The following is a 23422-nucleotide window of genomic DNA, read 5'->3' as shown; positions in this document are numbered from 1 at the left end:
TTACCTTCAAGTGCTTATGTGGGGTTGAGCCGGTGGGCGAGAGCGGGAGCGGGAGCGAGAGCGGTGCGCAACGGGTCACGCTGAGGACCGTCGATGTGTCCAGGGAGTCGGGATACTCGGTGCAGCAGGTACGCGACCTGGAGCGGCTGGGAGTCCTGCCTCCAGCCGCTCGGTCGGGCAACGGCTACCGTTCCTACACCTCGGCTCATGTGCATGCGCTCGGCGCCTATCGCGGACTCGCCGGTGCTGTCGGGCCTGTCGCAGCCCGGCAGCTGCTCACGCAGTTGCGGACGGAGTCCCTGGAGGCGGCGGCCTCGGCGATCAGCGCGGTGCACGTGGGACTCGCACGGAAGCGGGACGAGGCTCTGCGGGCGCAGCAGGCGTTGCGCGCGATCCGGGAGGAGACGAGCGGGCCCGGGTTCGAGCAGGAGGGCGACGCGATGACGATCACGCAGCTTGCCGCAGCGCTCGGTGTGCGTCCCTCGACGCTGCGGTTCTGGGAGCAGGAAGGGCTCATCACTCCCGAGCGCGTGACGTCACTGCGCGCACGCCGCTACGGCCTGCCGGCGATCCGGTCGGCCCGCATCGTCGCGGCCCTGCGCAGCAGCGGCTACGGCATTCCCGCAGTGCGCGACATCATGGCCTCCCTGGCCCGGCTCGACGGTCTGCAGGAGACCCGACACGTCCTCCAACAGCGTCTGGACCAGATCGCCGTGCGGACCGTGGCGCTGCTGCGCGCGGGCGCAGACCTGGCAGCCGTCGTCACCTCCGGCCGGGAACCGCCCACCGCCTGACTCAACCGGCCGGTCGGCGCAGCAGCAGGTTCATCGCGGTCAGGGTGAGCACCACCTCGGCGTGCTGGTTGAGCACTTCGATGTCCGTATGCACGATGCCGCGGTCCGGTTTCGTCCGTGAGGGCCTGGCCGTACGGATGCTGGTGCGGATGGAGAGGCTGTCGCCGGGGCGGACGGGGCGGATCCAGCGCAGTTCGTCGATTCCGGGGGACGCCAGGCTGGCTACCTTGCTGACGTAATGGTCGGCGTACAGGCGCATCATCACCGATGCGGTGTGCCAGCCGCTGGCGATGAGTCCTTTGAACGGGCCTGTCGCGGCGGCCTCGGGGTCGGTGTGGATGCTCTGCGGGTCGAACTCGGCGGCAAAGCAAGATGTCTTCCTCGATGATGGTGATGCTGCCGTAGGCGTACGTCGATCCGGGGGTGTAATCCTCGAAGTAGCGTTCCTGGATCGGTGTGTTGAAGTCCGGGCCCTGCGCTGAGGTCGATGGTGTGGTCATCGGCGCACGCTAGCGGAGACTGCTCCCTGGCGGGACCGAAGTAGATCAGAGTGGCGCGTGCGGGCATGCGAGGATGCGGGGATGTCCGCTGCGTCCCGATCCCGTTCCTTCGACCAGGCCGCCGAGCGCTACGCCGAGAACCGGCCTTCCTGCCCGCCCGCCGCCCTGGAGGAGCCGGTATCCGTCCCAGCGACGAGGAGGCGATCCGGCTCGCCGGTTTCACGGGCCTGCGTGCCATACGCCGTCGCCACGGCTGGAGTCGGAGCGTGCCCCTCGCCACACATCTGGCCAACATCGCCAGCCGCTCGGCATTTCTCGTCCTCGGCGAGGACCGCGCCCGTGACTTCCTGTCAGATGAGGGCGCACGGTTGAGTGAGATGTTTCCCGCTGGCATGGTGGAGGAGAGTTACGTGGTCGACCTACTCATGGCGGCGGCACCTCAAGGCGCCGGGCACGGTGTTCTGCCGTCAGCGACAAGTCGCCGTCCCGTAGCCCTCGAAAGCAGACCAGAGCCCGCGCCCGAGTCAGTTCTTCGTGCAAGTCTTCGTGCAAGCAAAGACGATCGTCGTGTGCAGGCCCTCTGCGCGTGCCTCAACCCGGCTTTCGATCCTCTGGAACTGACACTTCTCGGCAACTCTGACCGAGGCCGCGTTCTCCGCGGCGGCCTCCAGCAGGACCCGGGTCAACCCGAGGTTGCTGAAGGCCCATCGCACGACCAGCTGCACGGCTCGTGGGGCGATGCCCCGTCCTCGATGGGCAGGGAACACGCTGTACGCGATGGTCGCCACGTCATCGGCCCGGAACTGCAGGTTGATGATGCCGATGGGTTCGTCTGTCGCGGCGTCGACGATAACCAGGGGCGCCGCTTGTCCGGTGCGCCAGGCTTCTTCGACCCGCGACATGCTGGTGCTGCGAGCAGCCTCATCCATGGGCGTGTCGTCGAGCCAGCGACGCGTATCGGGGTCATGGCTCGCCACCCCGATCGCATGCAGATCTGACTCGCGCCGGAACCTCACGGCGACCACCCCGTCCGCGAGCGGTTCCGTCAACGGTTCGATCGGCTTCAAGCGCCCCATGCGGGGATCCTATTCCGGCTCGCGTGAACTCAGTGACATGATCCGTTCCTATGAGCTCTGTTGCATGGAGTACACATGTGGTGGAGGTGGCCGCTGACCAGGTGGTCAAGCGGTTTTCCGGAGAGGACCGCGGCCGCGCCCAGCGCGAATGGCTCGCTTTGAGGCTCCTGTTCGCTCATGCGCCGGGGCTGGCCCCCGAACCCCGCAAGGCAAACCTCACGGCGGAGGGGTCGACCGTGGTGATGTCCCGGCTTGCCGGTGTGCCCCTGCGTGGATACGCCTTGGGCAATGAGCAGATCAAGGCGCTGGCGCAAGCCGCGCGCCGGCTGTACGCCGCAGTGCCCGCCGACACGCTCCGCGAGGTTCCTCTCCGGCCCGGGCAGCAGAGCGATCTCATCTCCCGCCTCAACACCTGGGCACAGACGGCCCGTCCCTCGGTTCCGGACGGTCCGGTGGCACAGGCCATGGACCGCGGGCTGGACTGGCTCGCCCGGTCGGGCCTGGAGACAGACGCGACTGCGGATGTGCCGCCGGTCTTCGGCCCGGGAGACGGCAATCTCGCGAACTACCTCTGGGACGGCACCGGCGTCCGGGTGGTCGACTTCGAGGACTCGGGGCGCAGTGACCGCGCCTTCGAGCTTGCGGAAATCACCGAGCACGTGGGGAGTTGGGTGGAGTTCCCGCTCGATGTCCCGTCGTTCCTGCAGCACTTCGACCTGACCGCCGCCGAAACCGCACGGCTTGCGCACTGCCGCCGGCTCCTCGCCCTGGTCTGGCTGTTCCTCCTCAACTTTGACAAACAGAGTGAGAATGCCAAGAACCCGGCCGGCACCGCGGAGCGGCAAGCCGAGCGTTTGATGGACCTGCTTGCCTGACCGGGCTGACCGGGTGTGTTTCCCGCCGGGCTGAGGCAGAGTGCTGCCGCGCAGCGACGTTGCGGCCGGCGTCGTGATCGTCGAAGCGAACTCCGCGTCCCGGCGTTCGGCGGTTAACCTGTCCAGCGCCCGGAGAACTGCGCTCATTGGAGTAGGTGTTGACGGAACGGTCGAGCAGCTATCGCCCCACCCTTGAGGACGTAGCGCACCGGGCAGGGGTGTCGAAGTCCACGGTGTCCCGTGTGATCAACGGTGAGCCCCGGGTGCGGGCTTCAGTGGCAGAGCGCATCCGCCAGGCCGTGGACGAGCTCGGCTACGTACCCAACCAAGCCGCCCGGAGCCTGGTCACGCGCCGCAACAACGCCGTCGCCGTCGTGGTCACCGAACCGCAGAACCGGCTGTTCGTGGACCCGTACTTCAACCACCTACTGCGAGGTATACGACAGGAACTCGTCCAACAGGGTGCGCAGCCGGTGCTGTTGTTCATTGAGGAACCGGACGACTATCCGCGTGTCGGGAACTTTCTGGGTGGCGGCCACGTCGATGGCGCGCTGCTGTTCTCGCTGCGCACCGACGACCCGTTGCCCGCCATGGTCGAGCGCATGGGACTTCCCGCCGTCTTCGGTGGTCGCCCGGCCGTCGTCGGGTCCGGCCATCGCAGTCACACGTACACATACGTCGATGCCGACAACCGCGGTGGAGCCAGGGAAGCCGCCCGGTATCTCCTGTCTCAGGGACGCCGCCGCATCGCGACCATCACCGGCCCGCTCAACCAGGCGTCCGCGATCGACCGCCTCGACGGCTACCGGGATGTCCTCCTCGATACCCCGGCCCAACTCATCGCCGAGGGCGACTTCACGCTGCAGGGCGGCGCCGACGCCATGACCGTACTCCTTGACCGGTCCCCCGACCTGGACGCCGTCTTCGTCGCCTCCGACGTCATGGCCTCGGGCGCCCTGCGCACACTGCGAGAACACGGGCGCCGCGTACCCGAGGACGTGGCGGTCGTCGGCTTCGACGACCTTCCGGCCATCGCCGAGTCGACGGAACCTCCGCTGACCACGGTGCACCAGGACATCGAGGGCATGGGGCGTCTGATGGCCCAGGTGCTGTTCAAGCGGGCATCGGAGCAGCCCGCGTCGGGGGACGGAAGCCCGCCGCCGTCCTCTGTGGTCACTCCGACCCGTTTGGTCGTGCGGCAGTCCGCCTGAGCGGAGCCTCAACTGGCGCGGGCTTTCGCTGCCCCTCCCCCGACAGCCGTGGGCGGACGCCGGACGCCCCAATCAGCCACCCCAGTTCAGCGCTCCTCCCTAGTCGTGAAAGGCCGTGGTCGCCTCGAGTGCTGCGCGCTCGGTCGTAACCCGGTTCACCGGCGCGGTCTCATCGGCGTAGCCGAAGGAGATGCCCACGAGCAACTGCCCTCCGGTGACGCCGATTTCCTCTCGGACGGTGTCGGCGTAAAAGCTCAGCAGTCCCTGCGGGCAGCTGTCGACGCCGTAGGCGGTCATCGCCAGGAGCAGGGTCTGCATGTAGGCGCCGACGTCGGCGGCCAACCGCGTCGCACCGTCGCCGCTGACGAAGAGGAACGCGGCGTGGGGCGCGCCGTAGAACCGCAGGCTCTGTGCGTCGTACGCCACGCGTCCCGCATGGTCGTCACGGCCGATGCCCAGTGCTCCGTACAGTTCGGCTCCGAAGGCGGCCCGGCGCGCTCGGTGCACCGGCGCGTACATGTCCTCGGAGTAGGGAAGGTCCGCCGAGATGCGGCTCTCGGCGTGGGCCGCCTGCAGGGCATCGGCCAGGCGCTCGCGCGCCGCACCGCTCACCACCTCTACCCGCCACGGCTGCGTATTGGAGTTGGACGGCGCGGCGCCGGCCAGCGAGAAGATCGCGCGCATCGTGTACGCCGGTACGACGTCCGGACGGAACGCGCGTGTCGCGTGACGCCCGCGTATCAGCTTCTCCGCGCTGCCACTCAGTTCGGTGGGAACGGGCCTTGTCATGGAGCACTCCTCAGCGTCAGCGACAGCGACAGCGACAGCGAATGTAAACGCACTCGTTTACTTCGAGAGCACCGTAGCAAGCCGACCCCGCCGAAGTAAACGCGTACGTATACTTGCGGCATGAGCACGACGACGACTGCCGCACCCCGAGGGCGGGGACGCGGAGGCCGGGAGCGCATCCTGGCTGCCGCCGCCCAACTGTTCGCGGTCCAGGGGATCAACGCGACCGGCATGGAACAGGTCGCGGAGGAAGCACCGGTGTCCAAGCGCACGCTCTACGCGCACTTCCGGACCAAGAGCGACCTGGTCATCGCGCACCTGCAGGACCTCGCGGCGTCGGGCGCCACCCTGGAGAGCGTGCTGACCCGCGAGGACATCCCCCCGCGGGAACGGATCCTCGGCCTGTTCGACCAGCCCGCACCGGACGCGGCTCCGGTGCGCGGATGCCCCTTCATCGATGCCGCCGCGGAGTTCCCCGACCCGAAAAGCGCGGTCCATTCCTACGCCCGCGAACAGAAACTGCGGATGGTGCAACTGGTCACCGCACTGACGAGGGAGCTGGGCTGCCGGGAGCCCGCCGCCCTGGCCGAACAACTGGTCATCCTCGCGGACGGCGCGGCCAGTCGAGCCATGGTCCTGGACGACGCGGACTACGGCCGGCACGCGCGCGCGGCAGCAGAGATCCTGCTCGAACGCGCCCTGTAGACACCGCGCCTCGCGGCCGCACGCACCCGCGGCGGCTTCCTGCTCCTGAACAGGCCGCCGCCGTCTGATCGAACGGGCAGACGGCGGCGGCCTGTTGACACGCTGGTGCGGCATGCCGGTGGGCGGCAGGCGGGGCGGGGCCGGGCTCGGAAAGGTCAGCAGCCACCGCAGTTGTAGTAGAGGACGTCCCAGTGGTTGCCCTCGTCGGCGTAGATGTTGCCGGAGCCGGACTTGTACTGCGGCGCGCCGTCACCCCGCGGTCCGATGTAGGTGAAGGTGTTCTTGACGTAGTTCGTGACGCAGGTGGTCTTGCCGAAGTCGAGCTTGTATCCGTTCCAGTGAGAGTACGTGCCGCTCGCGTGGCCGGTCTCCGTGCCACCCGTGATGTTCAGGGCGCACCCGCTGGCGCTCTTGAGCGTGCGGGCGCCTTGCGCGGTGGCGAGGTTGAGCTGGTCGAAGGATGTACACGTGGGGTTGTTGCGGTTCGAGCAGCCGCCGGAAGACGACCAGGTGACGCCGGCGTCGCGGAACATCGACGTGGCGGTGGCGTGGCTGATCTTGGTGGCGGCGAAGGCGTCGGTGGCCGTGGTGAGGACGCCGAAACCCGGTGCGATCAGGGCGCCTGCGGACAGTGCGAGCGCGGTGAGGGCGGAACGGATGCGCATGGGGGGAATTCCTTCCTGCTGATGACCGTGCTGACGGTGGGACGGCTGTGGTGCAGGTGGAGTAAGGAGATGGTGCCCGGAACCACGCGTCAGAGCCAGAGGACAAAGCGGAAGGTCCGGCGGTTGGTCCCCTCACAGGGGCTTTTTCGTCCGTCGCAGCGCCCCTGCTGGCATCGCGCTGGCATCGCGCTGGCGTCGTGCTCGCGTCGCGCCGGCGGCCCGCGCTGGCGAGTGACGCACACAGGAGAGCGGCGGCTACGGAGCCGATGCCACCAGCCGCGTCCGAACCAGCGCCCGCAACATCGCCGCACCCGTCCCCACCGCCGCCAAGTGCAGGACCGCCGCGAGCGCGAGGTTTTCCGGCAGGGCCGCATCAGCCGGTCGCGCGGCCGCCAGGTACAGGGTGAACGCCAACTTCCAGCCGCTCCAGGCGAACAACGACCCCGAGCCGAGCCAGCCGAGCACCATCGGACCCCACCGGGGAACTCGTGCGGGCCGTCGCCGGGCGAGGGCCCGGGTGGCGGCGGACGCCACCAACGCCCACGACCCGAAGACTGCGCACAGCGCATGCCAAGCAAGGTCCCGCTCGCCCTCGCGGGCGATACCTGCCGTGCCGCCCGCCGCCCAGTACAGCCAGATCAGACCGACGGCGGCGCCGACCACGGCCATCGCCAGCGCCCCGGTCGTCCCCGCCCCGCCGTCCCCCAGCCGGCCCGCGAACGCGTCCGGCCAGCGCCGCCGCAAGTACGCGGGCAGCGCGATGGCAAGACCCAGCCCCATGCCGATGAAGCCCGTCTGAACCAGCGCGGCCTCCCAGACCGGCGTCGACGGGTCGGTCTCGCTACCTCCCTTGGAACTGCCGTCCGCCGAGCCAAGGAGCGAACTGAGAACCGCGTAGGGCAACACCGGGACGAGAAACCCCGTCCCGACCCAAGCGCAGAAGGCCAACGGCGCACCCGGTATGCGCATCCCCCACGGCCGCACCAGCGCGAGCGCGACCACGATCCCCGTCCCTGCCATGGCGATCGTCGCGCTGTTGAGCACCACCCACTCCGCCTTGCCGAACCCGGCCCCGACCGGCAGCAGCCCCAGGAGCGAACCGATCACCCACGACACCTTGATCAGCAAGTAGGGCGTCAGCGCCAGCGCCGCCCCATACGCAGCGATGCTCCCGAGCCGATCCCATCGATCCACTGAACTCCCCTTTTGCATAACGGAGTTCGAGCCTCATGCACCTCGGCCCCCACGGGCGTCAACCGCCAGGCGTATCCGTGTCCCTACTCAGGCGGAGGGAGAATCAGCCGAGGGGAGCACATGGCTGCCGGAGCCATGGAACCGCCGAGCCTGGCCTTCGGCGGCAGGGTGTGCGAATGCCCAAGCGGGGGACGGCAGAACGGGGCAGCTGAAGCGGGACAGCGGCGGGCGAACGCATCAACATGGGCGGTCAGCCACGTACGCGACTGACGCCTCGCGCCAACACCTGACCAAGGAGCTCCGATGCCAGGCAGAAAACGCCGCACGCTCTGCAGTCTCCTGCTCACCACGCTGCTCTCCCTGGCCGCCGTGCCCGGGACGGCTGGCGCGGCCGGGCCGGAGGCCGGTTCGACCCCCGGTGCCATCCCCTCGGTCGGCAGGGACTGGGGGCAGCCGGGCCCCTACGAAGTGCAGGTCGACATCCAGGCGGTGCACACCTTCTACTACCCGGCGTCCATGGGGCAGTCGGGCGAGCGGCACCCGGTGATCATCTGGGGCAACGGGACCGGTGCGGTGCCGGGCATCTACAGTTCCCTGCTGCGCCACTGGGCCAGCCATGGCTTCATCGTGGCCGCGGCCAACACGCCCACCTCCAACTTCGCCATCAGCATGCGGGCGGGCATCGACGTCCTGGAACGGCGTAATGCCGACAGCGCCAGCCCTTTCCACCAGAAGGTCGACCTCGAACACATCGGCTCCGCCGGCCACTCACAGGGCGGGGCGGCGGCCATCAACGCAGCCGTCGATCCCCGGGTGGACACGGCCGTTCCCATCCAGCCCGGACCGCTCGCCGACCCCGACGGCATGGACGAACCCGTCTTCTATCTCGCAGGACAGCGCGACCTGATCGTGTGGCCCTCGCTGGTGCGGGCCTTCTACCGCGACTCCGATCACGTCCCGGCCGTCTACGGGGAGGTCCGCGGCGCCGGGCATTTGAGCTCCATCGCGGACGGCGGAGCGTTCCGCGCCCCCACGACGGCCTGGCTGCGCTATTGGCTGATGGGTGACGAGCAGGCCGGGGCCGAGTTCTTCGGCCCCGGCTGCGGCTACTGCTCGGACACGGTCCTGTGGTCCGATTGGCAGCGCAACGCGCAAGTCCCGGCCGTGACGGCTCCCGGCTCCTGACCGGCGGAGGTCGGCGACCCGGCCGGACCCTCCCTCCGCGGTGCTCAGCTCGGCGCCTCCATCACGCGCAGCGACAGTGCCCAGCCGAGCCTGGCCTCGCCCGACTCCGTGGACCAGCCGGTGAGTTCGGCGATACGGATGATGCGGTTGAGCACCGTGTTGCGGTGGCAGTACAGTTCCTCGGCGGCACGGGATGCCGAGCACCCGGCGTCCAGCCAGACCCGCAGCGTCTCAAGGAGCACCACCCGCTCGGAGCCGCATGTGAGGACCCCGTCCAGGTAGCGGGTGACCAGCCGGGCGGCTATCTCCGGGTCGCCGGTGAACGCCGCCTGCACCAGGCGTTCGTCGAGTTCGGCCACCGCTCCGCTGCCCGGTGCCAGCGTGCGCAGGGCACGCTCGGCCAGGCGGCGGGCGGTGCCCGCCGCCGTCAGCTCCTCGAACGGCGGGGAGATGCCGGCCGTACCGTCAAGTTCCTTGCGCAGCACGGCGGTCAGTTCGTGCGGCTGGGCGGGTCCCAGTCGTACGAGGCCCGCGTACCGTTCGGCGCGGGTGCGCCAGAACGACCACATGCCCGCCGCCCGCAGCGCCGGGCCCGGGTCCGGCGGCGCCGCCGGATTCTGGTCGACCACCACCACCGCGAAGCGGTCGCGTACGGGCACTCCCAGCGCCGCCGCCGCGGCCGCCGCCACCGCGAGGTCGCTGCCGCGCCCGTCCAGGAGGGCCTCCAGGAGGGCGCCGCGCCGCGAGTCCTCACGGTGGTGCAGCTCCAGCTGCATGAGCCGGTAGGCATCCGACACCACCGTCGAGAAGCGGTCGATGGTCTCCCACAGCGCCCCCGCGACCTCCAGGACCAGATCCTGCTCGGCCGCCGCCGGACCGCGCAGCGGCTGCGTCATGGCCTGCCACATCACCCGGCCGCCGCGCCGGTAGGCGTGCAGGACGGAATCCAGCGGGATGCCCTGCTCCGCACGCCGCCGCCCGGTCTCGGTGGCCGCCGCCTCGATGTCGCCGGCGCTGGCCGGCAGGCCGCCGAAGTCCTCCAGGGCCAGAGCCAGGTTGTCCCGGCAGATCGCCCGCAGATCGTCGGCGGAGACCATGCCTCCGGAGGCATAGGCCTGACTGTGCGCGCGGATGTCCGCCACCACCTGCGCGGTGAGCCCGTCGAGGTCGGCGAGCAGCGTCCGCGCGAGGCGGCTGCGCAGCGCCGGTTCGCCTTCTGTCATGCCCGGCACATTATGTGTCTGCACCCACAGGGGGAACCCACGATCTGTGCTTGCCCGGGGCGGGCCGCGGGACCCGAGGCTCCCTCCGCCGGGTCTCCCACGATGGGCGCCGGCTCAATGCGCGTCGCCTCCCTCGTTCCGCACGTGCCGGCCGGTGATTGCCAGTGCCGTGGCCATGATGCTCAGCTGCGGGTTGACTTCCGGGCAGGCGGGCAGCACGGAGCCGTCGGCGATCAGGACGCCGTGGACGCCGCGCAGGCGTCCCTCGGGGTCGGCCGGTGCCCGCTGGGGGTCGCTGCCGGCGGCGACCGTGCCGGTGGGGTGGAAGGCGGACAGGTGCAGCTGTCGGGCCGTCACCCTGTCGAGCAGTACGTCGAGTTCGCGGAGGGAGCGGGCGCGGGGTGCGGCGGGGATGCCGGTGAGGATCTCGTGGGCGCCGGCGGCGAAGAGCAGGCGGCCCATGGCGTGCACTGCTGTCATGAGGCGGTGCGCGTCGCGCGGGTGGAGGTCGTAGCGGATCAGGGTGCGCCCGCGCCCCAGCACCCGGCCCGATGGCAGGTCGGCGATCATCGCTCCGAAGGTGGCGAGGTGATGGGCGGAGTCGAGTTCGCGGCGCAGTTCGCGGCCCACGCCCGGCAGGACGAAGCTGCTCATCCCCGGGGGCGTGGCGGTGGCTTCGACGAGAATTCCCTCGTGGTGCAGCTCTTCGACGCCGACGCTTTGCAGCACGCCTTCCCAGGCCGTCACCGGCTCGGCGAACCGTCCCGCCACGCTGGTCGCCGGGTGCACGCTGAGGTTGCGGCCCAGACGCGGGTGGCCGCCCAGGCCCGAGCGGCGCAGCAACGGCGGGGACTGCAGCGCGCCGGCCGCGACGACCACCAGCGGGCTGAGGATTTCCAGGTCGCTGCCGTCCGCGCGGCGTACGCGGACACCGGCCGCGCGTGGGCCGCCGGGCCGGTCGGCGTCGACCAGGATGGTGCGGACCCTGGCCCCGGTCACGATCCGTGCGCCGGCGGCGCAGGCGTCGGGCAGCACCGAAAGCTGCACGCTCTGTTTGGCGCCGGTCGGGCAGCCGACGACGCACTGGCACGAGCCCTTGCAGCCGGGCGCGTTACGGCGCAGGGGCCCGGCCCTCCAGCCCAGTCCGGCGGCGCCTGCCAGCGCCAGGCGCCCGTTGTTGCCCAGGACGTCCAGTGGCTGGGTCGCCACCCGCAGGGTGCGCTCGGCCTCGTCCAGATGCGTGTCGAGCCCCCGGGCGAGGGCGAAGCCGAACTCACTGCGCCACCGCTCGACGACATGGCCCGGTGTGCGGTAGCAGGTGCCGGAGTTGACGATCGTGGTGCCGCCCACCGCACGGCCCGTCGGCAGCAGCAGGGGCGGGCGGCCGGCGGCGACGGTGGCCCCGCCGTCGCGGTAGAGCGCGGCGAACCGGTCCAGTGGCGCGCGCCGGCCGAAGGACGCGGTGGTGTGGTGGTCCCCTTCCTCCAGGACGACGGTGCGATATCCGGCCCGGGCGAGGGTACGCGCCGCCATGGCGCCCCCGGCGCCGGAGCCGATCACGACCGCGTCCGCGGTGGACCGGTCGGGCCACTGCCCGGCGGGCGTGCAGTCCAGCGGCGGATCGTCCGGTGGGGCCAACGGCCCGGTCCGCGCGCCATGCTCGAGCATCCGCTCCGTGCCTGCCGCGAGCAGCACCGGCACCTTGAGCAGATCCAGAAGCGGCACCAGTGCGGGCCGGGCACCCAGCGCTTCCATCACGGTGTCGCGTTCGGCGGGTTCAAGTCCTGCGAGGCGCCGTCCGGTTCGCGCGAGGGCGTAGGCGTCCGCGGCGGCCGCGGCGCTGCGTACCCCGGCACGGGCGGGTGCGGGCATCGAGTCCAGTACGTCCTGGAGCCGCTGCGGTACCCGTGCGGGCCAGCGCCGGCTGCCGTCGTCCGCGAGGAGCGCGGCGACAAGACCGGTCAGGCTCACCGGGTGCCTACCTCAGCGTGCGCGGTGCCGTCCAGGTCCCACGCGGCCTCCGGGCGCCAGCGGCCCCACCACCGTTCCAGCCGGATGACGGCATCGGCTCGCTCGCTGTTGTGGCAGGTGGCCGGCGTCCCGTCCGGGTCGGCGTAGTCCAGGTGCAAAGTGCGCTCCTCGGCCTGGGTCACCTCGACGCGGATACGGCGCAGCCCGCTGCGTCCGGTCACCGTCCAGCGGGGCAGGCCGAGATCGGCCTTGAAGCGACCGAGGCCCGCCCAGCCCACCGCGGTGCGCTCGGCCCGGCGCGGCCAGGTGCGTCCCCGGCGCCGCAGCCGCAAGAAGACCAGGGGCGGCAGCCGCCGCAGCCCCGGCCGCATCGAGACAGCGGCCACGATCTCCAGTACGTCACCGCCGCCGAGGTCGGCGTGCAGCCAGGACCAGCGCCGGGCGTTGCCGTGCCCGTAGATGCGGGCGGAGGCTCCGGGAGCGCGGTGCAGGGTCAGCTTGTTGCCGCCGTAGGTCACGCTGCCGTCGTACGAGGCCCGGGCCGCGGGCAGGAGCTGGGCTGCGGGCAGCAGCGGCCGGCGCCAGGACCAGTGCGGGAAGGTGAACAGCGGGCCGTCTTGCGGGTGTTCGGCCAGCTCCCATTGGATGTGCCCGGCGCTGCCGGTGAGTTGTCCGGGGCGGGCGCGGATGCCGTTGGCAGTGAAGCCGTCGGTGTCGCCCGCCCGCCAGGGTTCGGTGTCGCCTGCGCGCCAGGGCTCGGGGCCGAACCGTGCGTGCGTGACCGGACCTTCCGCAGGGAAGACGGCAGCCCAGCCGTGCGCGAACGGCGGTGCCCCGTCGGCGGGGGCGACCAGTTCATGGTGCAGCCACAGTCCGCTGCCGGTGACCGGGTCGGTCGCAGTGGTGTACCAGACCTCGGTGCGGCCCGCCTCCCCCTTCCAGCGCGGCTTCATCAGTGGGACGCCGTCCTCGCGGCGCGGGAAACGAAAGCTCAGCAGGAAGGCGGCCAGGCCGCCGGCCAGCGGGAAGCGCAGGGTCCCGGACCCGATGGGCCGCTCCTCACCCTCGTGCGTCTCATACAGCGTGAAGGGCAGGACGGTCATCGACCGCACCGGGTGCAGCGGAGTGATGGACTTCCAGCCGTCCAGGGTCAGCCGGCGCCCCCGGGCGATGAAGGTCAGGCGGTAGCGGATGCGGCGGCGCGCGAGCGGCGATATCTCCAGATCGCCCGGGGCGTGGGCGTCATCGGCCCACCCGGCTATCCGGATCCGCCCGGCCAGACGCGCCCGGGTCGTGCCCAGCGGCCGGAGCACCGTATCCGCGCTGACCCGCAGGTCGAGCCGGGTCCGGCGGTCGCTCCCGTCGCCGTCGAGCCGGGCGGTGCCCAGCATGGTCTCCGCGAACTGCGTCCCGCGCGGGCTCACTTGAGGCCCTCCAGCATGATGCGCTCGGTGGCGGTCAGATAGCCCTCGGCGGCCGAGTGGGCCGCCGTCTCGTCGCCCCGCACGACGGCGTCGACCACCGGTGCGAGGCGGGCGTGCGCGACGTCCGGGTCGGTGAAGGGCTCCACCAGGGCTGACCTGACCGGCAGATAGGCGTTGAACAGGGTGTTGGTGAGCAGGACGTATACCCGGTTGCCGGTGGCGCGGGCGAGCGCGCGGTGCACCTCGACATCCGCCAGCTGCACCGCATCCGCGCTCTGCGCGGCCCGGACCGCCTCGATCAGAGTGCGCAATTCGTCGCGCTGCCCCTCAGTCGCCTTGGCCGCCGCCCGCCCGGCGATCAACGCGCCGATGCTGCGCCGGACTTCGAAGACCTCTGTGATCCAGGCCGGGCTGTGGCGCACCAGCATGGGCAGCAGGTCGGCGCCGCCGAGCCGCGTGTAGTCGCGCACGCGGGTGCCCACGCCATGGCGGGTCTCCAGCAGCCCGGCCTGGATGAGCCGGCCGAAGGCGTGCTTGAGCGTGGTGCGGGTGACGCCGTAACCATCGGCCAGTTCGCGCTCGGGCGGCAGGTAACTCCCGGCGGGATACCGGCCGGTGAGGATGCCCTCCCGCAGCCGCCCCTCGAGCAGATCGACGACGGTCTCGCGCGGCAGCGTCTCCACGGGTGGCCTCTCAGTGCGGGGGTTGATGAGTGAATGAGTGGCTCATCCACTGACGTAAGGTCAGGAGAACAGGGTCGGCGCTGCGGCGTCAAGGGCCCCTGCACACCCGAGCGGAGAGAGGCGGCTCGGACTCCGGCAGATCCCATCCCGGGGCGTCATGCGACCAGGCCGATACCCGCCCCGCCTGCTTGAGTGCCTCCTGCGTGTCCGCGAGGCTGGGACGACACGGCTGGGGCAAGAACGTCCCCGGCGGAAAAGGGAGTACAGACAAGCCATGGATGCCGATCGTTTGCCCCTCTTCTGCGACACGGCTCTGGCCGAGCGCATCGAGCGGGTCGAGGCACAGCTCATCGCCAAGGGCAGCGAGGCCACCCGCCGTCGCAGGGCGGACAGCGAGGGCTTCGTGATGCCGCTCGCCGGCGGCGTGGCGAGTTTCGCCGAGGAGGGCTCGCCGCTCAACAAGGTTGCGGGGCTCGGCTTCGGCGGTGTGCCGAGCGCATCCGCTCTCGACGAGGCCGAACGGGCCTTTGCCGCCTGCGGCTCCCCCGTACAGATCGAGCTCGCCCACCTCGCCGACCCCGCGATCGCCGCCCTGCTGACCGAACGGGGCTATCACCTCGTCTCCTTTGAGAATGTGCTCGGCCTGACCCTCAAGGCCGGGCGCGAGCGCGTCACGCCGGCCGGGGTCGAGGTCCGGCCCAGCGGCGACGACGAGTTCGAGCCCTGGCTGGACGTCGTGGCAGAGGGCTTTGCGCACCCCGACGCCCAAGGGGTGCCCTCGCACGAAGAGTTTCCGCGCGAGATCATCGCCACGGCCATGCGTGATCTCACGGCGGCGGCCGGCGTGACGCGCTGGGTCGCGCTGCGCGACGGGGTCGTCGCCGGCGGCGCCAGTTTCCGTACGGCAGAGGGCATCGCGCAGCTCACGGGCGCGGCGACCGCACCCGCACACCGCCGCCGGGGCGTCCAGACCGCGCTGCTCTCCTACCGGCTCGCCCATGCCGCAGCCGCCGGCTGCGACGTCGCCGTCATCACCACCCAGCCGGGATCCAAGTCCCAGCAGAACGCGCAGCGCCAGGGCTTCGATCTGCTCTACACCCGCGCCATTCTGCTGAAGCAGCCCTGAACTGCCCGCAGCCCTGCCGCGGACTTCCCCGGCGCGGCGCTCACGAGCCGAGCTCGCCGGTCCCCAGTCCCCAGTCCCCGGCCCCCGCCGTCGGGCCTGGCTGCGCCTGATCGCGTGACCGCGTAATCGGCCCGCGGGCCGTCCCCGCTGAGCAGAGGTCTTCGGGGATTACTGCTACTCCACGTTCCGCGCCAGGATTCCGAGGGTCGCGCGCAGGCCTGCCTCGGGGATGACCGGGAAGATGCCCGCGTCCCGGTAGCGTTCCTCGATCTCGCTCCAGTCGTAGTACGAGGTGGCCAGGGTGCCGCCCTCGCTGGCCTCGAGCCGGTAGCCGTAGAGGTGGCGGATCGGGGGCTGCACCTGGCCGGAGATGGTCCATTCGATCAGGGCGTCCTGCTCGAATTTCGTGATGATCACGGTGACGTCGTACTTGCCCATCGGGTAGTCGTTGAGCGCCTCGCGATCCATGTGGACGACGAATTCATCGCCGGCCCCGCGTGCCGGGTCCCCCTCTGCGGACTGCAGCATGCCTGAGCTGTCGATCGCCACGTGCCCGGAGGGGTCGCACAGCAATGCGAAAATCTTTTCCGGGGGCGCTGCTACCTGGCGCTGCACTTCGAATCGCTCTGTCGTCATAGGGCACCCTTACACGATCACGGAACCGGGACCAGCGGCGGACGGTGATCCGGGTGCCCCGGCCGCGGGGCGTCATCCTGTCTCAGGCCTCGAAGTACGCCACGGTGACGGTGGTGCGCCGGACGGTCATCATGTAAACGATGCGGACGCCGGTGCCGGGCGCCCGGTACTGCCACACGATTCCCCCGTGTTCGGTCCGGGTACGCGCGATGCCGATCGTGGGGTCGGCGGCGATGGCGGCCAAGGCCCGGTCCACGGCGATCTGTTCGGCGGGAGTGAAGCGGCCGGCTTGTTCCGCTGCGACGGGGCCGAGAACGATCCGGGCTCCGGGTCTGCCGTGAGTGGACGCCATGGCGCCTGATTATGCCGCGTGGTCGCTCACGTCGATGCCGTGATGCGCATACAGTTTCACCCGCAGGTCCTCCCAGTCCGCGGTCGGCGTCTTGCCGTCCCGGATGCCCTGCCAGTAGGCGGCGAGTTCCTCGTTGCCGGACACCCGCGCGGCGTCGATGGTTTCGTCGAGGTCGGCGAACTCCTCGTCGGTCCACGGCTGTTGACTCATGCCGCCCTCCCGGGCTGTGGGATCACGATCCGTGATTGCGGGTTGACATTCGGATGGTAGCGCTCCTGATATCAGGGGGCATCACTCCTGGCGTACCGGCAGGTCAGAGCGCATCCGGTCCGCGTCCGCACGGGCGTCTTGACCGGCGCCGTAGTCGGCACCGTCCCCGTCCGGACCGGGGCCGTCCCCGTCCGGACCGGGGCCGTCCCCGTCCGGACCGGGGGTGTGCCGTCCCAGGCCCCGTCGGATCGCGATCTCCACGGGTGAGTACGCGCCGTCGGCCCGCTCCAGTTCGTACGGCGCGGCCGGCATCAGCGGCGGCTGGGCCATGAAGCGCGGCCTGGTTCCGTGGTGCGGCTGCGCGGCGTGGACCAGGAACGGATGGCACAGGAAGACGTCGCCCGGGGATCCGGTGGCGAGGGCGAGTGGCCGGCGGGCGGAAGCCGCCACCAGGTCGGGGGCCAGGGTCAGGCCGCTGGCTCCCTCCTCGTCGTACTTCTCAAGAACCTTCGGCACGTCGAGGTGCGAGCCGATCCGGATCCGGGTCGGGGCGTCCTGCTCACCGACCTCGCTGAACAGGAACAGCATCAGCAGCGACCGGCCGCGGGAGCGCAGGTTGGTGAAGTACCAGCTCTCGCCCTCCGGCAGATAACTCCCCTCGATGTGTCAGCCCGCGTCGTCCGGCTCCTCCTCGTGCGGGAAGCGCAGCGGGAACGTGCCCAGCGAGTAGCGCGGCTCCCAGCGCCCGGCGCCGACGAGCAGGTCGTACGCGCGGTGCAGGGCCGGGGAGTTGGGGGCGGCGGCGAACGGTCCTTGTGCCATGCCGGCCACCCAGTGCACGGGCTGCGTCCAGCTCGCCGGATCGTCCGGGTCGAGGCCCGTCTCCCGCCACAGCAGTCGCGCGCAGTCGGTGGCCACGCGCGGTGCGACGGCGCCCTCCAGCTTCACGAAGCCGTCGCGGAGGAAGCGGGATACCAAGGTCGTGTCGTCCATGCGCCCATCGTGTGGCGTCGTCGGTCCTCGTCACCCCACACTTTCCGCACCGCCTCTGTCGGGCACCGTCGGGTCAAGGGATGCCGGGTTACGGGTCTGTCCCAGCGAGCGGCGGATGCGAACGCCTGCGCGACCCTGGCGGGAACCGCTGTCCCGGCACATGAGCCGCGCTCCCCCGGGTTGCGCGGGTGGGCCGCGTTCAGGCCCGTCTACCGCGGTGGACGGGGGCAGAGCAGGAGCGCGGGAGGGGCGGGTGGTGCGCGGTGGTGGTGTGTGTGGTGCCTGGCATGTGTGTAACAGGGATGTATTAGGGGGTAGTTGCGCGGAACGGTTCACCGGGCCGGCCGACTCCTGTTGATCAGAAATGCTCACCCATGGCGAGCAGCCGGCACCCCAACCGATTCTGAGGAAATAGACGATGCGCGTTCACAAGCTCACCTTCGCCGCCCTGGCCGTTGCCGCGAGTCTCTCGCTCACGGCCTGCAACGACGAGGACGTAGCGGGACAGGGTGATCCGTCGGCCGCGTCCTCGTCTTCCTCGGACAGCGGTTCGGGCTCGGGCGGATCGGAGCAGGGCGGCGGCAAGGACTCCGGCGGGAAGTCCGGCGGGCAGGGCACGGACGCCGGGGCAGGGTCCGAGGAGAACGCCGACCTGGCCAAGTGCCGCACCGACGACCTGGAGATCTCGGCGCAGGACAGCACCATCGACGGCGACACCGAAGGCACCGTCGCGGTGACGATGCTGAACGGCGGCGGCAAGGACTGTGCGATATCCGGGTTCGCGGGCGTCGACCTGAAGACCAGCGAGGGGGCGCTGTCGGCGAAGCGCACGGGTGAGCCGGCCGACCCGGGTGTCCTCAAGGACGGGGAATCGGTCTCCTTCGGCGTCACCTACCCGGTGAACGACTCGGGCGGCTCCGGTGTCAGTGTCACGGGGCTTGTGGTGACCCCGCCGGGTGAGACGAAGTCCTTCGCCCTTGAATGGCCGGGCGCGAAGACGCTGCCCGTCACGGACGGCGCCGGCTCCCCGGTGAAGGTCGGCGCGATCGGCAGCGCCGGTCAGGGCGGGGCGAACTGACCCGCACCTCCCGGAGCCCGTCCAGTCGACCGTGCGACCGTCCCCGCAAGGGGGCGGTCGTTCGGCGTTCACCGCCCTTTAGTATCAATAGAACGACCAAACAGTACAGTTAAACGAACGTGGTGCTTCGGCTGAAGGGCCGCGCAGCCCAACACACCGGACGGCGGAGGGGAGTGAACCGATGACAGAAACCCCGGCGGCGCTGCGGACGCTCGCACACAACGTCAGAGCGGCGCGCACCCGCGCGGGACTGTCCCTGGACGAACTCGGACGGCGCGCCAAGGTCAGCAAAGGCTCCCTGTGCGCGCTGGAAAAGGCCCGGGGCAACCCGAACTTCGCCACCCTGGTCCGGCTGGCCGACACTCTCGGTATCTCGGTGTCGGCCCTGACGGAGGGGGCCTCGCAGCAGCCCGTCCGGATCGTCTCCGTCGACAGCGTGATGCCGCTGTGGGCAGGACCTCAGGGCAGCGCGGCCCGGCTGATGCTGACGACCTCCGGGCCCGCCCCGGTCGAAGTCTGGTGCTGGGAGCTCGAGCCCGGCGAGGAGTACCCCAGCCACCCCCACCAGGCCGGCGTCGTGGAGACCGTCAGCGTCACCCGGGGGCGCATGATCCTGCTTGTCGACGGCGCCGCGCATCCCGTCGAGGCCGGGCAGACCGCCACCTTCAACGGCGATGTGACCCACACCTACCGCGGCGACGGCGACGGGACCTGCCACCTGATCATGACCGTCCACCTGCCGCCCGGCCCCGCCTGACCGCACCCCCTGCCCTCCGCCTCACCCGTCTTCCCTGCCCCTCACCCGCCTCGAAGATCAAGGACAACCGAGGTCCATGTCTGCACCCGCGAAAGAATCCGTCCTCCGCTCCCCGGGCATACCGCAGTTGCTGCTCGTGGTGCTGTTCTGCTTCTCCGGTTTCGCCCTCCTGCTGCCGGTCACACCGGCGTGGGCCGTCAGCGGAGGAGCCGACGAATTCGGCTCCGGACTCGTCACCGCCGTCCTGATGGCCACCACCGTCCTGGCCCAACTGGGCGTCAAGACAGCGCTGCGCAGGCTCGGATGGACCCGCACTCTGGCGCTCGGCGCTCTCCTGCTCGGCCTGCCCGCCCTCCTGCAAGCCCTCAGCGACCAGCTGTGGCCCGTGTTGCTGACGACCGCTCTGCGCGGAGCGGGCTTCGGCATCATCACGGTCTGCGGCTCCATCGCCGTAGCCTCCCTGGCGCCCCGTGGACGCCAGGGAGCAGCCATAGGCCTCTACGGCCTCGCCATCGCCCTGCCCCAGGTCGTCCTCACCCCGGCGGCACCGTGGCTGATGGACACGATCACCCTCCCCGCGATCATCGCCTGCGGTGTTCTTCCCGTCCTCGCACTGCCCTGGACACGGACCCTCGGCCGCACCGTCGAAACCCACACCGTCGAAACCCGCACCGACACCCCGCACCGGCCCGACCAGCCGCAGCATCACACCCCCGCGAGCACAGTGCTGCGCCGCATCCTGCTCCCGCTCACCGTCCTGCTCCTGGTCACGGCCGCAGGCGGTGCGATCCTCACCTTCGCCCCGCAGTTCACCGACACCCCCGCGCTCGCCGCCGCGAGCCTGCTCACCCTCACCGCCACCGCCGCGCTGGCCCGCTGGGGCTGCGGAGAACTGGCCGACCGGATCGCCCCGCGACCGATCAGCGCGATCCTCGTCTCGGCCGCGTGCGCGGGCCTGGCGCTGATCGCCCTGGCTGTCGGTTCGGACGGCGACAGCGTCCTCATCCTGCTGTCCGGACTGCTTCTGCTGGGAGCCGCCTACGGAGGACTCCAGAGCCTCACGCTGGTGCAGGCATTCAACCGTGCGGGCACGGAGAACCGGCACATCACGTCGGTCGCGTGGAACATCGGCTACGACAGCGGCACCGGGCTCGGCTCCCTCGCACTGGGCCTGGCAGCCCGTGCAGCCACGTTCTCCGCCGGCTTCGCCATCATGTCCGCCGCGATGGCAGCCGCGGTCATCGCGGTCGTCCTCTCCCGTGCACAGCCCTCCCCCAGCACCCCTTCGGACACCCGCCGCCCGCGTACGCGAAGCAAGTCGCGCACCCGGCATTAGGCGACACGTCAAGCCGGCGCCGACGCCCGACGCGCGCACCGGGCCTCCTCCCGGCCAAGCCCCTCCCAGCCAAGCCCATCCCGGCCAAGCCCCGGACGCCTCCCCGGATCGAAGACCGACATCCAGCCTTGCGTAAGCCCCGCACCCTTGCGCCGGACGCGGCTCGTGTAGTGCGCTGACCCGCATGGGGAAGAAGAGCATTGCCGCAATGACCGCCGCCCTTGTCGCGGGGTCCCTTCTGACGGGCTTACCAAACGCCGGCGCGCAGGCCGCCGAGCACGGCACCGCCAGCGACTCGCCGCCGACGGATTCCGCTCTCGCACCCGGGGTCGACCTGGACACCGTGACGATTCCCGAGTTGCAGGCCCGCATGGACGACGGTTCGCTGACCGCGTCGGCGCTGACCCGGGCCTACCTGCGGCGTATCGACAGAGTCGACCCCAAGATTCATGCGGTGCTGCGGACCAGCCCCACGGCCCTGCGCCAGGCGGCCGCCAGCGATGCCAGGCACCGGCACGGCAAGACTCTGGGGCCGCTGGACGGCATTCCCGTGCTGCTCAAGGACAACGTGGACACCCGCGACATGCCGACGACGGCCGGGTCGCTGGCGCTCGCCGGGAGCCCGCCCGACACCGATGCCGAGCTGGTGACCCGGCTGCGCAAGGCGGGGGCGGTGATCCTGGGCAAGACCAACCTGTCCGAGTGGGCCAACTTCCGCGCGGCCAAGCCGACATCGGGGTGGTCGGCGGTGGGCGGGCAGACCAACAACCCCTACGTCCTGGACCGCAACCCGTGCGGATCCTCCGCCGGCTCGGCCGCCGCGCTCGCCGCGTCACTGTCACAGGTGGCGATCGGCACCGAGACGGACGGGTCCATCGTGTGCCCCGCAGGAATGAACGGCGTCGTCGGCCACAAGCCCAGCCTCGGCCTGGTCAGCGGGTCGGGCGTCGTGCCGATCTCTGCCGAACAGGACACGGCCGGGCCCATGGCGCGCAACGTCATCGACACCGCGCTCACGCTCTCGGTGCTGAGCGAGGGCAAGAGCTCGCGCGGTGACGGCGCCCGCTCCGGCGGCCTCGCAGGTCTGCCGGGCCTCCAGAGCCGCGCGGGCGCCTCCGGCCTCCCGGCTGCCAAGGAAGCGGCGGCGCAGTACGGCACCGGCCTGCGCGGCAAGCGGATCGGCCTGTGGCGCCTGCCCTCGCTCGGAGACGACGTCGACGCGGTGATGACCCGTACGGCGGCGAAGCTGCGCAAGGCCGGAGCCGTGGTCTTCGAGGTGACACCCCCGTACCAGGCGCGGCTGGCCGAACTCGAATTCCCGGCGCTGCTCAGCGAGTTCCACCGGGACATCGACGCCTATCTCGCCACGCGCAACGGACCCCGCGACCTCGCCGAGCTGATCGAGTTCAACCGCGGCCACGCCGGGGAACAGACCTGTTTCGCCGGCCAGGAGCTGTTCGAGCAGGCCCTGGCCGCGCCGCCCACCACCGACCCCAAGTACCTGGCCATGCGCGCGGAGTTGAAGGATCTCTCCCGGCGCTCCATCGACGAGACCATGGCGACCCATCACCTGGACGCCATCGCCGCGCCCACCAACCCGCCCGCCTGGACGACCGACTGCGCACGCGGCGACAACGACGTCATCCCCTCCTCCACACCGGCGGCCGTCGCCGGATACCCCTCCCTCTCGGTGCCCGCCGGGTCCGTGCACGAACTGCCGGTCGGCCTGCTCCTGATGGCCGGTGACCACCAGGACGCCGGGTTGCTGTCGCTGGGGGCGGCCGTGGAGCACCGGCTGAAGGCCTGGCGGGCACCGCGCTACCTGCCGACGGCCGGGGCCGGCGCGCCACGGTAAGTACGGGACGGGATACGGAGGGGCTGCTGACGTCCGCGAGGCGTCAGCAGCCCTTCTGCATCCCGGCGGGGATGTGCGGCACCTCAAGCGCCGGCCGGGCCCTCTCCCCCGCCCCGGGATCGGGACCACACCTCGGGGCCGCCGCCCCGCCAGTCGATGAACATCGACGTCTCGACCATGTAGGTGTCGGCCTCGTCCATGCCGGCCCGGCGCAGGAATTCCACGATGTCGGCCACGTTGTGTGCCAGGCCGAGGATCTGTCCGTCCACGCGGACGCGGCGGCCACCGGTCGGGGAGGGCGGGGATACGACGACGGGGAGCGGCTCGGTCATATCGCCAGCGTCACGTGTTGTCGCGGGCGGCGCATCCGCAGGGCCGCCCGGCCGGGTGAAGCCGGAGCCGGGCCGTGGTGCAGGGAATTTTACTGCGAAACAACCCCCACGCTGTCCATTTTGCGTGAAATGCGAGTGATGACTGTTACATCTCCTACGGGAGGCTTTGATGTGGGCTGCGTAACTTCGTAGATGTCGCCGCGACGAAGCGGAAACATCCCCCCGCCAGCTGGAACCGACCCGAGAGGGCCCCTTTTCACCATGCGTACCCCCCGCACTCTGCGCACCACCGCCATCGCCGCCATCGCCACCGCCGGCATCAGCCTCGGCGCCGCGTCAGGCGCCATGGCCGCCACGGCCCCGCACACGACCGCCCCCACCTCCGTGACGGCCGAATCGGCGGCGCACGCCAAGGCCAAGCGCGCCAAGACGGTGAAGCTGCGCGACGGCTC

24 protein-coding genes and 1 pseudogene are annotated in these 23422 nt (G+C 70.8%); 11 read left to right on the top strand and 14 right to left on the bottom strand.

The window, feature by feature from the left end:
• Positions 1 to 95 precede the first annotated feature (95 nt).
• Positions 96 to 794, top strand: a complete 699-nt coding sequence (locus ACWFR3_RS13205) for a MerR family transcriptional regulator (protein WP_453734646.1) — start codon at positions 96 to 98, stop codon at positions 792 to 794.
• 1 nt (position 795) lies between these two features.
• Here ACWFR3_RS13205 and ACWFR3_RS13200 read toward each other — a convergent pair whose 3' ends face one another.
• Positions 796 to 1134, bottom strand: coding sequence for a MaoC/PaaZ C-terminal domain-containing protein (locus ACWFR3_RS13200; protein ID WP_453734758.1), 339 nt, complete (start codon positions 1132 to 1134; stop codon positions 796 to 798).
• A 684-nt stretch (positions 1135 to 1818) separates the two neighbouring features.
• Complete coding sequence (locus ACWFR3_RS13195; protein ID WP_453734645.1) at positions 1819 to 2370, bottom strand: GNAT family N-acetyltransferase; 552 nt, start codon at positions 2368 to 2370, stop codon at positions 1819 to 1821.
• Between the two features lie 77 nt (positions 2371 to 2447).
• Here ACWFR3_RS13195 and ACWFR3_RS13190 point away from each other — a divergent pair, with 77 nt between their 5' ends.
• A complete protein-coding gene (locus tag ACWFR3_RS13190; RefSeq protein ID WP_453734644.1) occupies positions 2448 to 3245 on the top strand; it encodes a phosphotransferase family protein in 798 nt (265 codons plus the stop codon).
• 158 nt (positions 3246 to 3403) lie between these two features.
• Positions 3404 to 4456 carry a LacI family DNA-binding transcriptional regulator gene (locus tag ACWFR3_RS13185; RefSeq protein ID WP_453734643.1) on the top strand — a complete coding sequence of 351 codons (1053 nt, stop codon included), beginning with the start codon at positions 3404 to 3406 and terminating at the stop codon, positions 4454 to 4456.
• 99 nt (positions 4457 to 4555) lie between these two features.
• Here ACWFR3_RS13185 and ACWFR3_RS13180 read toward each other — a convergent pair whose 3' ends face one another.
• Positions 4556 to 5245: a nitroreductase gene (locus ACWFR3_RS13180; RefSeq protein WP_453734642.1), complete on the bottom strand. Its 690-nt coding sequence runs from the start codon at positions 5243 to 5245 to the stop codon at positions 4556 to 4558.
• Positions 5246 to 5365: 120 nt separating this feature from the next.
• Between ACWFR3_RS13180 and ACWFR3_RS13175 the strand changes: the two genes are divergently transcribed.
• On the top strand, positions 5366 to 5950 hold the full coding sequence (locus ACWFR3_RS13175) for a TetR/AcrR family transcriptional regulator (protein ID WP_453734641.1): 585 nt from the start codon (positions 5366 to 5368) through the stop codon (positions 5948 to 5950).
• Positions 5951 to 6105: 155 nt separating this feature from the next.
• On the opposite strand, the gene ACWFR3_RS13170 is transcribed toward ACWFR3_RS13175, so the two are convergent.
• On the bottom strand, positions 6106 to 6615 hold the full coding sequence (locus ACWFR3_RS13170; RefSeq protein ID WP_453734640.1) for a hypothetical protein: 510 nt from the start codon (positions 6613 to 6615) through the stop codon (positions 6106 to 6108).
• Between the two features lie 255 nt (positions 6616 to 6870).
• Positions 6871 to 7809 (bottom strand): hypothetical protein, encoded by a 939-nt coding sequence (locus ACWFR3_RS13165; protein ID WP_453734639.1) that lies wholly within the window; start codon positions 7807 to 7809, stop codon positions 6871 to 6873.
• A 303-nt stretch (positions 7810 to 8112) separates the two neighbouring features.
• Between ACWFR3_RS13165 and ACWFR3_RS13160 the strand changes: the two genes are divergently transcribed.
• Positions 8113 to 8994, top strand: a complete 882-nt coding sequence (locus ACWFR3_RS13160; protein ID WP_453734638.1) for an alpha/beta hydrolase family protein — start codon at positions 8113 to 8115, stop codon at positions 8992 to 8994.
• Positions 8995 to 9038: 44 nt separating this feature from the next.
• On the opposite strand, the gene ACWFR3_RS13155 is transcribed toward ACWFR3_RS13160, so the two are convergent.
• From ACWFR3_RS13155 to ACWFR3_RS13140, 4 genes are all read right to left on the bottom strand, one after another.
• Positions 9039 to 10217, bottom strand: a complete 1179-nt coding sequence (locus tag ACWFR3_RS13155; RefSeq protein WP_453734637.1) for a PucR family transcriptional regulator — start codon at positions 10215 to 10217, stop codon at positions 9039 to 9041.
• Between the two features lie 114 nt (positions 10218 to 10331).
• Positions 10332 to 12188, bottom strand: coding sequence for a GMC family oxidoreductase N-terminal domain-containing protein (locus ACWFR3_RS13150; protein ID WP_453734636.1), 1857 nt, complete (start codon positions 12186 to 12188; stop codon positions 10332 to 10334).
• The gene (locus ACWFR3_RS13145; RefSeq protein WP_453734635.1) at positions 12185 to 13612 is read right to left on the bottom strand and encodes a hypothetical protein; all 1428 of its coding nucleotides are present in this window, start codon (positions 13610 to 13612) and stop codon (positions 12185 to 12187) included. The genes ACWFR3_RS13150 and ACWFR3_RS13145 overlap by 4 nt, the downstream gene beginning before the upstream one ends.
• Entirely contained in the window at positions 13609 to 14295 is a 687-nt protein-coding gene (locus tag ACWFR3_RS13140) for a FadR/GntR family transcriptional regulator (RefSeq protein ID WP_453734634.1), read from the bottom strand. The genes ACWFR3_RS13145 and ACWFR3_RS13140 overlap by 4 nt, the downstream gene beginning before the upstream one ends.
• Positions 14296 to 14569: 274 nt before the next feature.
• Here ACWFR3_RS13140 and ACWFR3_RS13135 point away from each other — a divergent pair, with 274 nt between their 5' ends.
• Positions 14570 to 15421 carry a GNAT family N-acetyltransferase gene (locus ACWFR3_RS13135; RefSeq protein ID WP_453734633.1) on the top strand — a complete coding sequence of 284 codons (852 nt, stop codon included), beginning with the start codon at positions 14570 to 14572 and terminating at the stop codon, positions 15419 to 15421.
• Positions 15422 to 15595: 174 nt separating this feature from the next.
• On the opposite strand, the gene ACWFR3_RS13130 is transcribed toward ACWFR3_RS13135, so the two are convergent.
• The 4 genes and pseudogenes from ACWFR3_RS13130 to ACWFR3_RS13115 form a co-directional block, all read right to left on the bottom strand.
• A complete protein-coding gene (locus ACWFR3_RS13130) occupies positions 15596 to 16057 on the bottom strand; it encodes an SRPBCC family protein (RefSeq protein ID WP_453734632.1) in 462 nt (153 codons plus the stop codon).
• Positions 16058 to 16139: 82 nt separating this feature from the next.
• Positions 16140 to 16409: a hypothetical protein gene (locus ACWFR3_RS13125; protein ID WP_453734631.1), complete on the bottom strand. Its 270-nt coding sequence runs from the start codon at positions 16407 to 16409 to the stop codon at positions 16140 to 16142.
• 9 nt (positions 16410 to 16418) lie between these two features.
• Entirely contained in the window at positions 16419 to 16619 is a 201-nt protein-coding gene (locus ACWFR3_RS13120) for a hypothetical protein (RefSeq protein WP_453734630.1), read from the bottom strand.
• Positions 16620 to 16820: 201 nt separating this feature from the next.
• Positions 16821 to 17612 (bottom strand): annotated as a pseudogene (locus tag ACWFR3_RS13115) (phytanoyl-CoA dioxygenase family protein); the annotation flags it as partial.
• Positions 17613 to 18030: 418 nt separating this feature from the next.
• Here ACWFR3_RS13115 and ACWFR3_RS13110 point away from each other — a divergent pair.
• The 4 genes from ACWFR3_RS13110 (at position 18031) to ACWFR3_RS13095 (ending at position 22638) form a co-directional block, all read left to right on the top strand.
• Positions 18031 to 18690 carry a DUF4232 domain-containing protein gene (locus tag ACWFR3_RS13110; protein ID WP_453734629.1) on the top strand — a complete coding sequence of 220 codons (660 nt, stop codon included), beginning with the start codon at positions 18031 to 18033 and terminating at the stop codon, positions 18688 to 18690.
• Between the two features lie 181 nt (positions 18691 to 18871).
• Positions 18872 to 19447 (top strand): helix-turn-helix domain-containing protein, encoded by a 576-nt coding sequence (locus ACWFR3_RS13105; RefSeq protein ID WP_453734628.1) that lies wholly within the window; start codon positions 18872 to 18874, stop codon positions 19445 to 19447.
• A 76-nt stretch (positions 19448 to 19523) separates the two neighbouring features.
• Positions 19524 to 20783, top strand: coding sequence for an MFS transporter (locus tag ACWFR3_RS13100; RefSeq protein ID WP_453734627.1), 1260 nt, complete (start codon positions 19524 to 19526; stop codon positions 20781 to 20783).
• A gap of 184 nt (positions 20784 to 20967) precedes the next feature.
• Complete coding sequence (locus ACWFR3_RS13095; RefSeq protein WP_453734626.1) at positions 20968 to 22638, top strand: amidase family protein; 1671 nt, start codon at positions 20968 to 20970, stop codon at positions 22636 to 22638.
• Positions 22639 to 22721: 83 nt separating this feature from the next.
• Here the strand turns inward: ACWFR3_RS13095 and ACWFR3_RS13090 are convergent, their stop codons facing one another.
• A complete protein-coding gene (locus tag ACWFR3_RS13090; RefSeq protein WP_453734625.1) occupies positions 22722 to 22970 on the bottom strand; it encodes a hypothetical protein in 249 nt (82 codons plus the stop codon).
• Positions 22971 to 23231: 261 nt separating this feature from the next.
• Here ACWFR3_RS13090 and ACWFR3_RS13085 point away from each other — a divergent pair.
• Positions 23232 to 23422: hypothetical protein (locus ACWFR3_RS13085; RefSeq protein ID WP_453734624.1), on the top strand; the 191-nt coding region annotated here is incomplete at its 3' end.

This window comes from Streptomyces sp. NPDC055189 (assembly GCF_053606765.1).
Note: the sequence above shows the minus strand (reverse complement) of the source record. Positions and strands in the feature narration are given on the sequence as shown.

Coding starts and splice junctions, on each gene's coding strand:
- ACWFR3_RS13125 (WP_453734631.1), bottom strand. CDS start 16,409: ATGGCGTCCACTCACGGCAGACCCGGAGCCCGGATCGTTCTCGGCCCC.
- ACWFR3_RS13090 (WP_453734625.1), bottom strand. CDS start 22,970: ATGACCGAGCCGCTCCCCGTCGTCGTATCCCCGCCCTCCCCGACCGGT.
- ACWFR3_RS13155 (WP_453734637.1), bottom strand. CDS start 10,217: ATGACAGAAGGCGAACCGGCGCTGCGCAGCCGCCTCGCGCGGACGCTG.
- ACWFR3_RS13120 (WP_453734630.1), bottom strand. CDS start 16,619: ATGAGTCAACAGCCGTGGACCGACGAGGAGTTCGCCGACCTCGACGAA.
- ACWFR3_RS13195 (WP_453734645.1), bottom strand. CDS start 2,370: ATGGGGCGCTTGAAGCCGATCGAACCGTTGACGGAACCGCTCGCGGAC.
- ACWFR3_RS13130 (WP_453734632.1), bottom strand. CDS start 16,057: ATGACGACAGAGCGATTCGAAGTGCAGCGCCAGGTAGCAGCGCCCCCG.
- ACWFR3_RS13110 (WP_453734629.1), top strand. CDS start 18,031: ATGCGCGTTCACAAGCTCACCTTCGCCGCCCTGGCCGTTGCCGCGAGT.
- ACWFR3_RS13095 (WP_453734626.1), top strand. CDS start 20,968: ATGGGGAAGAAGAGCATTGCCGCAATGACCGCCGCCCTTGTCGCGGGG.
- ACWFR3_RS13100 (WP_453734627.1), top strand. CDS start 19,524: ATGTCTGCACCCGCGAAAGAATCCGTCCTCCGCTCCCCGGGCATACCG.
- ACWFR3_RS13175 (WP_453734641.1), top strand. CDS start 5,366: ATGAGCACGACGACGACTGCCGCACCCCGAGGGCGGGGACGCGGAGGC.
- ACWFR3_RS13105 (WP_453734628.1), top strand. CDS start 18,872: ATGACAGAAACCCCGGCGGCGCTGCGGACGCTCGCACACAACGTCAGA.
- ACWFR3_RS13180 (WP_453734642.1), bottom strand. CDS start 5,245: ATGACAAGGCCCGTTCCCACCGAACTGAGTGGCAGCGCGGAGAAGCTG.
- ACWFR3_RS13135 (WP_453734633.1), top strand. CDS start 14,570: ATGGATGCCGATCGTTTGCCCCTCTTCTGCGACACGGCTCTGGCCGAG.
- ACWFR3_RS13170 (WP_453734640.1), bottom strand. CDS start 6,615: ATGCGCATCCGTTCCGCCCTCACCGCGCTCGCACTGTCCGCAGGCGCC.
- ACWFR3_RS13160 (WP_453734638.1), top strand. CDS start 8,113: ATGCCAGGCAGAAAACGCCGCACGCTCTGCAGTCTCCTGCTCACCACG.